The organism is Bradyrhizobium commune (assembly GCF_015624505.1).
GTDB lineage: Bacteria > Pseudomonadota > Alphaproteobacteria > Rhizobiales > Xanthobacteraceae > Bradyrhizobium > Bradyrhizobium commune.
In genome coordinates, this window is the sequence record NZ_CP061379.1 from 2,744,314 (window position 1) to 2,757,933 (window position 13,620).

The 13,620-nt window shown below is 63.8% G+C and carries 11 protein-coding genes; 7 read left to right on the forward strand and 4 right to left on the reverse strand.

The genetic code is table 11. From position 1 onward, the window contains the following. The first annotated feature begins 1 nt into the window (after position 1). Positions 2-1,228, forward strand: a complete 1,227-nt coding sequence (locus IC761_RS12875) for a cyclic nucleotide-gated ion channel (protein ID WP_195803609.1) — start codon at positions 2-4, stop codon at positions 1,226-1,228. Positions 1,229-1,232: 4 nt separating this feature from the next. On the opposite strand, the gene IC761_RS12880 is transcribed toward IC761_RS12875, so the two are convergent. Beyond that, positions 1,233-1,736, reverse strand: a complete 504-nt coding sequence (locus tag IC761_RS12880; RefSeq protein ID WP_195803610.1) for a DUF3455 domain-containing protein — start codon at positions 1,734-1,736, stop codon at positions 1,233-1,235. A gap of 99 nt (positions 1,737-1,835) precedes the next feature. Then, on the reverse strand, positions 1,836-3,050 hold the full coding sequence (locus IC761_RS12885) for an NADP-dependent isocitrate dehydrogenase (protein ID WP_195803611.1): 1,215 nt from the start codon (positions 3,048-3,050) through the stop codon (positions 1,836-1,838). A 368-nt stretch (positions 3,051-3,418) separates the two neighbouring features. Here IC761_RS12885 and IC761_RS12890 point away from each other — a divergent pair, with 368 nt between their 5' ends. The 3 genes from IC761_RS12890 to IC761_RS12900 all read left to right on the forward strand — a co-directional run bounded on the left by IC761_RS12890 (position 3,419) and on the right by IC761_RS12900 (position 7,856). Then, on the forward strand, positions 3,419-4,618 hold the full coding sequence (locus IC761_RS12890; RefSeq protein ID WP_195803612.1) for a TrmJ/YjtD family RNA methyltransferase: 1,200 nt from the start codon (positions 3,419-3,421) through the stop codon (positions 4,616-4,618). A 257-nt stretch (positions 4,619-4,875) separates the two neighbouring features. Further along, positions 4,876-6,501 carry a tetratricopeptide repeat protein gene (locus IC761_RS12895; protein ID WP_246791507.1) on the forward strand — a complete coding sequence of 542 codons (1,626 nt, stop codon included), beginning with the start codon at positions 4,876-4,878 and terminating at the stop codon, positions 6,499-6,501. Between the two features lie 344 nt (positions 6,502-6,845). Further along, on the forward strand, positions 6,846-7,856 hold the full coding sequence (locus IC761_RS12900) for a Y4kA family protein (RefSeq protein ID WP_195803613.1): 1,011 nt from the start codon (positions 6,846-6,848) through the stop codon (positions 7,854-7,856). A gap of 99 nt (positions 7,857-7,955) precedes the next feature. On the opposite strand, the gene IC761_RS12905 is transcribed toward IC761_RS12900, so the two are convergent. After that, positions 7,956-8,603, reverse strand: coding sequence for a TetR/AcrR family transcriptional regulator (locus tag IC761_RS12905; RefSeq protein ID WP_195803614.1), 648 nt, complete (start codon positions 8,601-8,603; stop codon positions 7,956-7,958). A 246-nt stretch (positions 8,604-8,849) separates the two neighbouring features. On the opposite strand from IC761_RS12905, the gene IC761_RS12910 reads away from it, so the two are divergent. Genes IC761_RS12910 through IC761_RS12920 form a run of 3 tightly spaced genes read left to right on the forward strand, consistent with a single transcriptional unit; the run spans position 8,850 to position 11,490 of the window. Then, complete coding sequence (locus IC761_RS12910) at positions 8,850-9,392, forward strand: OsmC family protein (RefSeq protein WP_195803615.1); 543 nt, start codon at positions 8,850-8,852, stop codon at positions 9,390-9,392. Positions 9,393-9,427: 35 nt separating this feature from the next. Continuing rightward, entirely contained in the window at positions 9,428-10,561 is a 1,134-nt protein-coding gene (locus tag IC761_RS12915) for an acyl-CoA dehydrogenase family protein (protein WP_195803616.1), read from the forward strand. Between the two features lie 50 nt (positions 10,562-10,611). Next, positions 10,612-11,490 carry a sulfurtransferase gene (locus tag IC761_RS12920; RefSeq protein ID WP_195803617.1) on the forward strand — a complete coding sequence of 293 codons (879 nt, stop codon included), beginning with the start codon at positions 10,612-10,614 and terminating at the stop codon, positions 11,488-11,490. A 117-nt stretch (positions 11,491-11,607) separates the two neighbouring features. Here IC761_RS12920 and IC761_RS12925 read toward each other — a convergent pair whose 3' ends face one another. Then, positions 11,608-13,548 carry a sigma 54-interacting transcriptional regulator gene (locus IC761_RS12925; protein WP_195803618.1) on the reverse strand — a complete coding sequence of 647 codons (1,941 nt, stop codon included), beginning with the start codon at positions 13,546-13,548 and terminating at the stop codon, positions 11,608-11,610. Positions 13,549-13,620: the final 72 nt, after the last annotated feature.

The window sequence follows — 13,620 nt, forward strand, 5'->3', positions numbered from 1 at the left end:
CATGCGCCTCGTTCCGCGAGGGCGTGGGCTTCGCGATCCGAATTTGAGGGATCGCCTCTACGAATTGCTGGAGCACGATCCGCTGGCCTATTCGGCCGGATCGCGCTTCATCAAGATCATCATCGGCGTCATCGTGCTCGACGTCGTCGCGATGATTCTCGCCTCGGTGCCGGATCTCGACGCGCGGTTCGGCGCGTTGTTCTCGGGCGTCACCATCGTCTCCATCATCGTGTTCGCGCTGGAATATGCCGCGCGTCTGTGGACGGTCGCAGGCCACACGCCGCGAAAAGGCTCGGCGCTTGCCGACCGATTCTCCTACGCGTTCTCCGCGCTCGGCATCATCGACCTGATGGCGTTTCTGCCGGCGGGAATCGCGCTCGCCACGGGGCGGCATGCGACGCTGGCCGCGCTCGGCGTGCTGCCGTTCTTCAAGCTGATCCGCTACTCGCCGGCGATGCGCTCGCTGCTTGCCGCCGTCCATGCCGAGCGGCGGGCGCTGATCGGCTGTGTCGTCATCCTGACCGGCGTGGTGCTCACCTTCGCCTCGCTGCTCTATGCCATTGAGCGCGACGTCCAGCCCAGCAAGCTCGGCACCATTCCGGACGCGATGTGGTGGGCGATCGTGACGCTCGGCACCGTGGGCTATGGCGACGTCGTGCCGGTGACGGCGCTCGGAAAATTCGTCTCGGTGTTCGCGATCATCTCGGGCTTTGCCATGATCGCGCTGCCGGTTGCGATCATCTCGACGGCTTTTGCCGAAGAATTGAAGCGGCGCGATTTCGTCGTGACCTGGGGCATGCTGGCGCGGGTGCCGCTGTTCTCGCATCTGTCGGCCTCGGAGATCGCCGACGTCATGCGGCTACTGCGGGCGCGGACCATCGAGCAGGGCGAGGTTCTGGTGCGGCGGGGCGATGCCGCCTCGTCGATGTATTTCATCACCGCAGGCGAGGTCGAGATCGCGCTGCCGAGCCAGCAGGTGCGGCTCGCCGACGGCACCTTCTTCGGCGAGATCGCGCTGCTGCACAAAACAAAGCGCAGCGGCACGGTGACAGCGACGCGCAAGACGCGGCTCCTGCTGCTCGACGCCCAGGACTTTCACGCCCTGATCGCGCGCATGCCGACGCTGGCCGCCCATGTTCACGAAACCGCAAGAGCACGGCTCGAGGAGACCGGCGATCTGGCCGCAGCCGAGCTTGCACAGGCCGAGCGCGAGGGCACCGACCGCTGAGCGGTCAGCCCTTCTTCAGGAAAACGTACTCGGCGGAATAGGGCGCACTCTTGAACTCGCCGGCCTTGTCGCAGGCGCCGTCGAGCTTGCCGCCGTGGGTGTTGATGCGCTGGACCGTGGTGACGGGCGTGAGGACGCCGTTGCCGCGGCGGGAGGCGACCTCGAGCTTCAGCCAGGCAATGTCGGCAGCCGTTGCGCCTGGCGCGTTGCCGATGACCTTGCCGACCACGGCGCTGCCGTCGGCATGCTCCCAGTTCGGGCCGGCGTAATGACGGCCGATCGTCTTGCCCTCGGAGAACAGCGTTGCGATCGGCTCGCGGAAGGCCCAGACGAGCTTGCCGTCGGTGCCGGCCTTGCACTCATAGACCTGCGCGCCCTCGGCGTGGAGGCTGAGGACTGCGGTCTCGCCCGGCGCGGCGATGGCGTCGGGCAGCGCGTCGGCGGCTGCGGCGGGGCCGGCCATGGCGGCGAACAGCAGGCAGGGGACGGCGAACTTGATGATGGACATGGGTGGTCTCCGCGCGAAGGTGTCAAAATGAATGGGCCGCGCTTGGGCGCGGCCCATCATGATGTTTAACCCCGATCAGGCGACAATAATGCGGACGGCTCAGGCCGCCAACGCTTTCGTGAGATTCTCGGCGACCTTGTCGAGGAAGCCGGTGGTCGACAGCCAGCGCTGGTCGGCGCCGACCAGGAGCGCGAGGTCCTTGGTCATGTAGCCTTCCTCGACCGTGTCGACGCAGACCTTCTCCAGCGTGTTCGCGAACTTGGCGAGCTCGGCATTGTTGTCGAGCTTGGCGCGGTGCGACAGGCCACGGGTCCAGGCGAAGATCGACGCGATCGAGTTGGTCGAGGTCTCCTTGCCCTTCTGGTGCTCGCGGTAGTGGCGGGTCACCGTGCCGTGGGCGGCTTCGGCTTCCACCGTCTTGCCGTCGGGGGTGAGCAGCACCGAGGTCATCAGGCCGAGCGAGCCGTAGCCCTGCGCGACCGTGTCGGACTGCACGTCGCCGTCGTAGTTCTTGCAGGCCCAGACGTAGCCGCCTGACCATTTCAGCGCCGAGGCCACCATGTCGTCGATCAGGCGATGCTCGTAGGTCAGGCCCTTGGCCTCGAATTCCTTCTTGAACTCGCGGTCGTAGATGTCCTGGAAGATGTCCTTGAAGCGGCCGTCATAGACCTTCAGAATCGTGTTCTTGGTCGAGAGATAGACCGGGTAGTTGCGCAGCAGGCCGTAGTTCAGCGAAGCGCGGGCGAAGTCGATGATGGAGTCGTCGAGATTGTACATCTCCATGGCAACGCCGGCGCCCGGAGCCTTGAACACCTCCTTCTCGATCACGGTGCCGTCCTCGCCGACGAACTTCATCGACAGCGTGCCCTTGCCCGGGAACTTGATGTCGGTGGCGCGGTACTGGTCGCCATAGGCGTGGCGGCCGATGATGATCGGCTTGGTCCAGCCGGGAACGAGGCGCGGCACGTTCTTGCAGATGATCGGCTCGCGGAAGATCACGCCGCCGAGGATGTTGCGGATGGTGCCGTTCGGCGACTTCCACATCTGCTTGAGGTTGAACTCCTTCACCCGGGCCTCGTCCGGGGTGATGGTTGCGCACTTGACGCCGACGCCGACCTTCTTGATGGCCTCGGCCGCGTCGATGGTCACCTGATCGTTGGTCTGGTCGCGGTACTCCATCCCCAGGTCGAAATACATCAGCTCGACGTCAAGGAACGGGGTGATCAGCTTGTCCTTGATATACTGCCAGATGATCCGGGTCATCTCGTCGCCATCGAGTTCGACGACAGGATTGGATACCTTGATTTTTGCCATGATCGGGGAAGCCTCTTGGGAACGGCGCTTTTGGCGCGCCACGGGAATATCCGTCGCCTCTTAGCACCGCCGCGCGGCGGGCGAAAGCCAAGTGATTATGCACTTTTAGCTCATCCAGCTTCCACAGATGGGGAGCCACGGACGGTCGCCCGGCCTGGCCTGCCCTGAAGTTTCAGGCGAGATTCAAAAGTCGAATCCAACCCGTTATTTCCCTTGAGAATTTTGTCAGGACAGGCAAACGACAGGCGAACGGCAGCCGGCCCTGTGCCGGCATTGAATCAATTCCTGAAGAGTGCCTCCCCAAGGCCTTGAGAGACAAAGGTCTTGAGAGACAAAGGTCTTGAGCGAAAGCGTGAAAGCGAGACGAGATGTCGGGGACTGACAGAAGCAAGACGGGCCTCTCCCTCGACGGGCCCATCGTGATCCTGGTCGAGCCGCAGCTCGGGGAAAACATCGGCATGGCCGCACGCGCCATGGGCAATTTCGCGCTTGGTGCCTTGCGCATCGTCAATCCCCGCGACGGCTGGCCCAACATCGCCGCCCAGCGCGCCGCCGCCGGCGCCGACCACATTCTGGAAAAGGTCGAATTGTTCGACACGGTCGAGCAGGCCGTCGCCGACCTCGATTTGCTGTTCGCCACCACCGCCCGCGCCCACGACCAGGCCAAGCCCGTGGTCGGGCCAGAAGCGGCGGCCGCCGAGATTTCGGGTCACATCGCCACCGGCGGCAAGGCCGGCATCCTGTTCGGCCGCGAGCGCTGGGGGCTGACCAACGAGGAGGTCGGGCTCTCCAACCGCATCATCACCTTCCCGGTCAATCCGGGCTTTGCCTCGCTGAACCTCGCCCAGGCCGTGCTGCTGGTCGGCTATGAATGGTTCAAGCGGGCGACGGCGGGCGAGCTGCCGCACGGCATGCCGGAGCGCTCCGAGCGCGCCTCGCAACACCAGATGCAGGCCTTCCTCGACAATCTCGTGCGCGAGCTCGACCGGGTCGAGTTCCTGCGCCCGGCCGAGAAACGCGACACCATGCTGGTCAATTTGCGCAACATCTTTAGCCGGATGGAGCCGACCAAGCAGGACATGCATACCCTGCACGGGGTGGTGATGGCGATCGCGGAAGGGCGCAAGGGCCCGGCCAAGGGCGGCGTGCTCGACGGCGAGCAGGCGACGCGCCTGCGCGCGCTTTTGGCCGAGCACGGGCAGGGCGGCGGCGTGCCGGACAGCGGCTCGACCGTGCGCGGCCTCGCACGCCTGCTCCGCCGCAACCCGACCGACGCGGAACGCCTGCTCTGGCAGGCGCTGACCCGTGATCGCCGCTTCGCCGGTCAGTTCAAGCGTCAGACCCCGGTTGGCCGCCACATCCCGGACTTCGTCTCGTTCCCGCACCGGATCGCGATCGAGCTGGTCAATCCGGGCGAGGGCGACACCATCGCCGCCGACCGCGCGTCGCGACGGGCGTGGCTGGAGGCGCGGGATTACCGGGTGATGGAGATAAGGGCCGCGGATGTCGAGCGCGATCTGGAGACGGAGCTGGTGCGGTTGCAGGCGATGATCGAGCAGGGCGCGTAGGTATCGTGGCGCACCGGTCTCGTAGGGTGGGCAAAGCGAAGCGTGCCCACCTTGCCGATCAACGAGCTGAGACAGAAACGGTGGGCACGGCGCTGCGCGCCTTTGCCCATCCTGCGAACTGCGATCCCTATGCGCAACCAAGGGCTGTGCAGACGCGTTGCTGGTTGCTATGACAGTCCCCGTAAAATCGAGTTGGGGACTGCATGTTTGGAATGACTGGCCGCGCAATCGTATGTGCGGCAGCAGGCGCCGGGGCTTTGGCACTGACGACCTTGCTCGAAGTATCAGGCGCCCGCGCGGAAATGCCCTTGACCGCCAAGTGCAACGCGGTCGGAAATTTCAGTGTCGATGACCGGATCGCGGGCTGCACCGCCATTATCGAGGCAGCGACGGGTATGCAGCAAGGAGTGATCATGGCGCGCTTCCGCCGCGCCATGTTCTACCGCCAGACGAGTGAGATCGACCTTGCGATCGCGGACTACAATCAGATCATCGAGCGCGATCCAGGCAATCTGAACGCCCGTCTCGCGAGGGCTTCTGCGTTCATCCAGAAGCGAGAGCCCGAGGCCGCCCTGCCTGACTACACCAAGGTGATCGAGCTCGATCCGAAGAATACCTACGCATATCTCGGACGTGCCCATGTCTATTCGGCAAGACGCGACTTCGTCCGCGCCATTGCCGACTACGATCAGGCTCTCCTGATCCATCCGGACAATGTCATCGCGCATGTCGAGCGCGGCCTCGTGTACGTCCGCAAAGGGGATCCGGATCGGGCCATGGCCGACTGTGACCGAGCGGTCGAGATCAGCCCGCAAACCGGCGGCGGCCAATTGTGCCGCAGCCGCGTCTACTTCGCCAAGGGTAACAGAGAGCTAGCATTGGCCGCGCTCGATCAAACCATCGAGATCAAACCAAAGAAAGAGAACTTCTATTACTTCCGCGCCGACTCGTTCCATCAACTGGGCGAGTTCGACCGCGCTATCGCCGACTATGACCGAGTCATCGAGCTGAACCCGCGAAGCCGATATGCATACCTCTGCCGCGGCGTCGCCTATGCCCGAAAAGGCGACTATGATCGCGCCATTGCCGACTACACCGAGGCCATGCAGCTGGCGCATCAGGATCGAAGATTCCCGAGCGGTGGGAAAGCTCAGATCCAAGGTCAGGACGATGACCCCGTTTCTGCGTCCGTCGACGGTGAGTCAATCGGTCTTGTTTCGGGGGATGGCCCTGCGCTCCGCGCTCGGGCAGGGGCCTACTACGCAAAAGGGGACTTTGATCGCGCTATCGCCGACTACGACGAGGCGATCCGCCTTAATTCCAAGGACAAGGATGCCTTCGGGCTCCGGGCCAACGCGTACAGGGCCAAGGGAGATTTCGACCGTGCGCTTGCGGATTACGATCAGCTCGTGCAGCTCGATCCCCAGAATGCGCGCGCCTATTTTCATCGTGCGAGGTTTTATTGGCAGAGTGCTTCGTTCGGCAAATCGTTGACCGATCTGGATCAGGCGATCCAGCTCAATCCAAAGGATCCCTATCCGGTCTTATGGCGTGAAATTGTTGCGAAGCGCGGTGACCAACCGAGCCGGCTGAGCGAGGCTGTGAAGCAGCTGGATGCGACGAAATGGCCGGCGCCGATCGTCAATCTCTTTCTCGGCACGATGACGCCAGAGCAGGTGCTCGGCGCTACCGACGATGCCGATCCCATGAAGAAAAAGGCGCAGCTCTGTGAGGCGAATTTCTATACCGCAGAACTCGCCCTGCAGCGCGGCAAGGAAGAGGCGTTGAAGCTGTTCGACCTAGCTGCAGCCGATTGTCCGAGGACCTTCATCGAGAAGCAGGCCGCCGACGTCGAACTTAACTTGCTGCGAGCGAGCCGCTGATTTCGATCAGGCTCTCGCAGGGTGGGCGCACCGTAGCGTGCGCGCCATGCCTGGACCGATCGACTGACGTGAAAAGGTGGCACGGCTGCCAGGCCTGTCGTGGAACACATAGGGCGGCGATCTTGTGACCGGTCCGCATCAGCGCGCGTGGATCAGTGGGCAGCCGCCAACTTTCCTTTTGACTCGTTTCACCCAGGGTATAGCATCTTAACGATACTTATCTTGGGTTGAGCCAGCTCGCGCGTTGTCTTTTGGGGCCGCAATTTTTTAGATTTTTCTCGACGGGGCATGAAGCCCCATTGCTCGCGCGTGTCTCGCCCTGACCCAGCTTGTTGGGGGACAGCATGCATTCAGCTTTGGACGGAATTCGGAGCCGTATTTTCCTCGCGCTGCTCGTTGCCGGCGCGTCCGCCGGATGTTCGCTGCATCCGGTTCAGCAGGAGGTCACGGGCGTCAAGACCCCCGACCTTGTGCAATTTATCCGTTGCGAGACGCGGCTTGCGATCCAGGACAAGGCGATCGAGCTTCTGAAAAAAGAAAGGCCTCCGAATCCCGCCATGATCGACGAGCTCACCCAGAGGCGCACGTGGCCATGGGATCCCGCGTTGAGAGCGCGAATGAACACCAATGAGCGTGCCATCTACGACAAATATATCCAGACCGGCATCGCCTTCGATTTTTCGTTCGACATCACCGAGGACAATGCGGGATCTGGCGCGGCCGATCCCGTCAAATTCATTACCAACGGAACGGCGGGCGCCGGTCTGTCGGCGAGTGGCGACTTCAAGCGGGAAAACCTGCGGCATTTCGTGGTCAGCGAAACGGCCAAGGACCTGCTGGAGAACCCGAAGCTTGGGTTTGAGCAACCGGATGGTCATGCGGAATGCCCTTCGGATTATCGCCTGTCGAACTTTGCCTATCCAATTTCCGGCAATATCGGAATCGGGGAACTGATCTCGACATTCTTCGACCTCAATGAGGTCAGGACGTTGACGGTCGACAAAGCGACGTCGAATGTTTTTGTCGATACGTTGACGTTCACGACGACGGTTTCCGGAGGGATAACGCCCCACGTCTTCGTATCGCCCGTCGGAAACCGCTGGGGCTTGGCGGCGCCCGCCACCCTAATGGCTTCCGGCCAAAGGATCGACGCTCACAAGCTGATCGTCGGCTTGTCACTGGACAATACGAAAAGAATTGCGGGACCGTCGGTTGCGGCGGCCGCAATCGTTCCGGGACGCTATGGGCGATCCGCACTCCAAAGAAGCGACATTCGTTCCAACGCGGAGCAAAGCGCGCTCGATGCCGTCTCGCAGGCACGCCTCGACGCGTATCTGGATCGCGCCTTCCGCTAGCCCAACGAATGCTGCTCACACCGCAAAAGAGCGGAGCGCAATCCGGGACAGTGTTCACGCATTCCGCTGCGCTCCATGCGGGCTACGAAGTGAGAGCAATCACACCGCCTCTAGCTGATCCGCGGCGCGCTTCTTCTTCGCCTTCGTCTGGCTGAGCAGGGGGCCGGCGGTCAGCGCCGCCGTGTCGGCCACGCCCGGATCGCGCGAGATCATGGCGGCGACGATGGCGCCGTCGATGATGAGGCCGAGCTGGTGCGCGAGCACCGCGGGCTCGGTCGAGCCGAGCTCGCCGGCGAGCTTCTCGATGTGGCCGAGCACGATCTTCTTGTGCTTCAGCGCGATGTTGCGGAACTGCTTTGCGTCCTTGTCGTGCTCGCCGACGGCATTGATAAAGGGACAGCCGTAGAAGCGTTCTTCCGCAAACCAGCTCTTCAGCGCCGGGAAGATGCGCGTGAGTTTTGCCTGCGCGTCGCCGCCGCCTTGCTCCATGGCGCCGATGAACCATTCGCGCCATTGCTTGCCTTCGCTCTCCAGCACCGCGTTGACGAGATTGGTCTTGGAGCCGAACAATTTGTAGAGCGTGGTCTTGGCGGTGCCGGCTTCCTCGATGATCGCGTCGATGCCGGTGGCGTTGATCCCGTTCTTGCAGAACAGATGCGTTGCCGCGTTGAGCAGGCGCCCGCGCGCGGATTCGTCTTCGCCTGCGGCGGCGTGGGGCGAGGTCTTCTTCGATGACGTCTTTGCCATGAGTCCAAACTTACCCGCAGCCGCGCCGCATCAGCAAGCCGCATCTGTTCCGCGCTGAAAAGATTCGCATCAGTGAGCCCATCTGCATCGCCTTTGAGCAAGCGGCGGCTGACCAATCCGCAGGCAGCGCCGGCTAAGCGGCTCCAATGCTTCGCCTTTTGTTTTTGGCCGGCTCTGGCACGCTCCATGCAAGGAAACAGACCGTTCGGTATCCTGCCGGATTCCACGGCTGCCAGGGAGAAGATGATGACTGCCGTCGTTCAAAAGACAGTGCTGACGGGTTGCCTCGCACCCATCGACAAGAATGGCCTCGAGCAACTGATCGCCAACGGCAAGGCCAATCCGAAGGTCGTCAAGACCTTGAAATGCAAGACGGTTGCGGAAGGAAAATTCCGCCACGCCAACTACATCCGCAATCTGCCGCCCTACATCGTCGACGAGCCGCCGGGCTTACTCGGCGACGACACCGCGCCCAATCCGTCGGAAGCCTCGCTCGCCGCGCTCGGCTCCTGCCTTGCGGTCGGCCTCCACGCCAACGCCGTGCATCGCGGCTGGATCGTCAACAAGCTCGAGCTCGAGCTCGAAGGCGATCTCAACATCACCGCGGTCTGGGGCACGGGCGATATGTCGGACAAGCCCGTCGGCTTCACCGACGTCCGCGTCAAGGTCGACATGGACTGCGAAGGCGTCTCGCAGGACGAGATCGACGCGCTTGTCGCCCATGTGAAGAAATGGTCGCCGGTGGCGAACACTTTCACCCGCCCGGTCAATCTCGAGGTCGGCATCTAACGATCAGCAACCAGGACAAGGTGCGGGAGACGATCATGGGGTCACTGGCTTTATCACGGGCCGAAGTTTTGGATCAGCCCGCACCGTCCATTGCCGGCGAGGTGGCGCGAATTGCGCGCGAGCAGCTCGCGCCGCTCGCCGCCGGCATCGATGCCGGCACGGTCTATCCGGCCGAGGTGCTGCGCGAATTCGGCGTGGCCGGCGCCTGGGGCAGTCACGTGCCTCACGAGGGGCCCGCAGATCTGCGCTGCGCCATCCAGGCGATGGCGGCGATCGGCGAGGTCTGCGGCGCCACCGCTTTCATGGCCTGGTGCCAGACCACGCTGGTCTGGTACGCGGCGAACTCGACCAATCTGAAACTGGCAAAACGCTTCGGCGATGCGTTCTCGACCGGCCGCGTGCTCGGCGGCACCGGGCTCTCCAATCCGATGAAGAGCTTCTTCGGGATCGAGAAGCTCAAGCTGAAGGGAAAGAAAGTCGACGGCGGCTACATCGTCCGCGGCGCGCTGCCCTGGGTCTCCAATCTCGGCCCCGACCACTACTTCGGCACCATTTTCGAGCGCGAGGACGATCAGGGCATCGCAAGCGGCGAGCCCGGCACCGTGATGTTCCTGGCCGACTGCTCGGACCCGGCGATCACGCTGACGCCTTGCAAGCCGTTCCTCGCGATGGATGGCACCGGCACCTACGGCGTGCAGTTCCGCGACGTCTTCGTGCCGGACGAGCTGATCCTGGCCGATCCCGCCGGCCCTTTCGTGAAGAAGATCCGCGCCGGCTTCATCCTGCTCCAGGCCGGCATGGCGCTCGGCGTCATCCGCGACTGCATCAACATCATGGACGAGGTCGACAATCCGCTCGGCCACATCAACCGCTATCTGCCGCAGCAGCCGGTGCACTTCCGCGATCTCGCCGCCGAGCTCGAGGCGGAGACGATGGCGCTGGCGCGCGATCCCTACAACGAGGAGGAGACCTACTGGCGCAAGGTGATTGCGCTCAGGCTTCGCGCCGGCGAAGCCAGCGTCGCGGCGGCGCATGCAGCGATGCTGCATTGTGGCGCGCGCGGCTATCTCAAGAGCCACCGCGCGCAGCGGCGTCTGCGCGAGGCTTACTTCGTCGCGATCGTCACGCCTGCCACCAAGCAGCTGCGCAAGATGCTCGCCGATTCCTGAAGCTTTACGAGTCCACCCCGAAGACCCCCAACCTCAACGGAGAGGCTGCCATGACTGACGTCCTGATTACTGCCGTCGAACTCGCCGATCTCTTGAAAACCGAGCCGTGTGTCGTCGTCGACACCCGCAATCCCGACGCCTATGCCGCAGGCCACCTGCCCAACGCCGTCAACGTGCATGAGATCTTCACCTTCCTTGCGACCTCGACGCCGGAAGGCATGGCCGAGCTGAAGACCAAGTTCGCCGATGCGTTCGGCGGCGCGGGTCTCTCCGGCAAGGAAACGGCTGTGATCTACGAGCAGTCGATGAATTCCGGCTTCGGCCAGTCCTGCCGCGGCTACTATCTCCTCACCATGCTCGGCTATCCCAAGATCAAGGTGCTGCACGGCGGCTTCGACGCGTGGTCGGCCGCGGGCTTCCCGGTGACGAAGGACGTGCCGGCACCGGCAAAGGCCTCCTTCTCGATCGTGCCTGAAGCTGGCGACATCCTGATCGACGCCAAGACCATGCTCGGCGCGGTCGGCAAGCCCGGCATCGCCATCCTCGACGTGCGCGATGTCGACGAGTGGATCGGCGACAGCTCTTCTCCCTATGGGAAGGATTTCTGTCCGCGCAAGGGCCGCATCCCCGGTGCGGTGTGGCTGGAATGGTATCGCATGATGAAGCCGACCGCCGAAGGTCCGCGCTTCAAGTCCAAGGACGAGATTCTTGCCGAATGCGCCACCGTCGGCATCTCGCAGACCACACCGGTCTATCTCTACTGCTTCAAGGGCGCGCGCGCCTCGAACACCTTCCTCGCGCTCAAGAACGCCGGTGTGAAGGACGTGCGGATGTACTTCGGCTCCTGGAACGAATGGTCGCGCGATCCGTCGCTGCCGATCGAGCAGGGCCTGCCGATTGCGACTGAAGTCACCACCAAGGCGGCGTGAACGCGCGCCTCGTCCTTCGAGACGACCGCTTCGCGGTCTCCTCAGGATGAGGCTAAGCGGCAGCGGTACCTGTTGAAACTGCTGCCGCGCACGCCGTCCTCATCCTGAGGAGCCCGCCTAAAGCGGGCGTCTCGAAGGATGGGCCGCACGCGGACGAGGCGCGATCCCGAGCGCCTTGATCCGCGAGGCCAGCGTGGTCGGCTTGATATCAAGCATTTCGGCCGCGCCAGCGGGGCCGAACACTTTTCCGGCGCAGGCCTCGAGCGCGGCGAGAATATTGGCGCGCTCGTGATCGCGCATCTCCGATGACGTCATCACCGCCGGCTGCGCGTCGGCCTTCTGCCGTGCGGTGCCGCTGGGCGTTTGGGCGCCGGAGGCATCCGGCAGATCGATGCGCAGGCGGCCGTTCTGCGACAGGATCGCGGCGCGCTCGATCACGTTCTGCAATTCGCGGACATTGCCGGGCCAGTCGTAGCGGGTCAGCCGCCGCGCATCGCCTTCCGACAGCCGCAAATTCGATTTCAGCGCCTTGCTCTCGCGGGTCAGGAAATGCTGGGCCAGCAGCGGGATGTCCTCGCGGCGTTCGCGCAGAGGGACGGTCTCGATCGGAAAGACGTTGAGGCGGAAATAGAGGTCCTCGCGAAAGCGGCCGCGCTGGACCTCCTGCTTGAGATCGCGATTGGTCGCGGCGATGACGCGGACGTCGACGGTTCGCGTGCGCTCCTCGCCGACGCGCTCGAAATTACCCTCCTGCAAGACGCGCAGCAGCTTGCCCTGCAGCTCCAGCGGGATCTCGCCGACCTCGTCGAGGAACAACGTGCCTCCGTCGGCGAGCTCGAAGCGGCCGATGCGGTCGCGCGTCGCACCAGTGAAGGCGCCGCGGACATGGCCGAAGAATTCGCTCTCGAACAATTCGCGCGGGATCGCGGCGCAGTTGACGCGGATCAGCGGCCGGTCGCTGCGGGTGGAGTCCTCGTGAATGGCGCGCGCGATCAACTCCTTGCCGGTGCCGGACTCGCCGGTGATCATCACCGCCGCCGTGGTCGGGGCCACCAGCTTGACCTGGCGCAGCGTCTTCTGGACCGCCTCGCTCTGGCCGATGATGCCGCGCGGGTTGGTCTCGATACGGATTTCTTCCTGGAGATAGGCGTTTTCGAGCTCGAGTCGCTCGCGCAGGCGATCGACCTCGGCGAGCGCGGCGTGCAGCTTCTCGTCGGCCTCGCGGCGCTGGCTGACGTCGCGAAATACCACGACGGCGCCGACCACCACGCCGCGGTCGCGAATGGGCGTGGAGGTGTATTCGACCCAGGCCGGCGAGCCGTCCTTGCGCCAGAACACTTCGCCATCGACCTGGTGCACGGCGCCGTCGCGGAACGCCGCATAGATCGGGCAGTCGTGATCCGGATAGTAACGACCGTCATGATGGGTGTGGTGCACGATCGGGTGGATTTCCTTTCCGACCAGCTCCTCGGCGGTCCAGCCGAGCATGCGCTCGGCCGCGGGATTCACGAAGGTGGTCTTGCCTTCGGCATTGACGCCATAGATGCCTTCGCCGGCGGCGCGCAGGATCAGCTGGTTCTCGCGCTCGATGTCCTGGAACACGCGCTCGACCCGCTGCCAGGTCGAAATGCCGCTGCGCATGTGGTCTTCGGCGGCGGCATCGACGTTGCGGCGGCGGCGGGCTTCGAGATCGGTCAGCGTCAGCAGCACCAGCGTGCGGCCGTCATGGGGCAGCAGGCAGCCGGCATATTCAAGCCTGAGCGTTTGCCCGGTGGCATGACGCGGGGTGACCGCCGTGGTCCAGTAGGCGCCCTTATGCAGCACGGCCTGGGTGAACACGGTGAGCGCCGGCAGCTGGCCGGCATGAAGCGTGCTGGCGCTGGTCTGCCGCAGCAATGCGCGGTCGTAGCCGAGCAGGGTGCAGGCGGCCGGATTGGCGTCGATGATCTGGTCGCCATAGGGGTCCACCAGCAGCGTCGCCTCGACCGAGGATTCGAAGGCTGCGGTGCGCGGATCGAGATTTTGCGCGACCTCGTCGGGGGTGAGCGTCGAAAGCATTGCCACTCCGAAATCTCGTAATCTGACCACGAATTCTCGTGTATCACGAATTTTCGTAGCGACCAAGTGCGA

Coding starts and splice junctions, on each gene's coding strand:
- IC761_RS12925 (WP_195803618.1), bottom strand. CDS start 13,548: ATGCTTTCGACGCTCACCCCCGACGAGGTCGCGCAAAATCTCGATCCG.
- IC761_RS12875 (WP_195803609.1), top strand. CDS start 2: ATGCGCCTCGTTCCGCGAGGGCGTGGGCTTCGCGATCCGAATTTGAGG.
- IC761_RS12920 (WP_195803617.1), top strand. CDS start 10,612: ATGACTGACGTCCTGATTACTGCCGTCGAACTCGCCGATCTCTTGAAA.
- IC761_RS12915 (WP_195803616.1), top strand. CDS start 9,428: ATGGGGTCACTGGCTTTATCACGGGCCGAAGTTTTGGATCAGCCCGCA.
- IC761_RS12905 (WP_195803614.1), bottom strand. CDS start 8,603: ATGGCAAAGACGTCATCGAAGAAGACCTCGCCCCACGCCGCCGCAGGC.
- IC761_RS12890 (WP_195803612.1), top strand. CDS start 3,419: ATGTCGGGGACTGACAGAAGCAAGACGGGCCTCTCCCTCGACGGGCCC.
- IC761_RS12880 (WP_195803610.1), bottom strand. CDS start 1,736: ATGTCCATCATCAAGTTCGCCGTCCCCTGCCTGCTGTTCGCCGCCATG.
- IC761_RS12910 (WP_195803615.1), top strand. CDS start 8,850: ATGACTGCCGTCGTTCAAAAGACAGTGCTGACGGGTTGCCTCGCACCC.
- IC761_RS12900 (WP_195803613.1), top strand. CDS start 6,846: ATGCATTCAGCTTTGGACGGAATTCGGAGCCGTATTTTCCTCGCGCTG.
- IC761_RS12885 (WP_195803611.1), bottom strand. CDS start 3,050: ATGGCAAAAATCAAGGTATCCAATCCTGTCGTCGAACTCGATGGCGAC.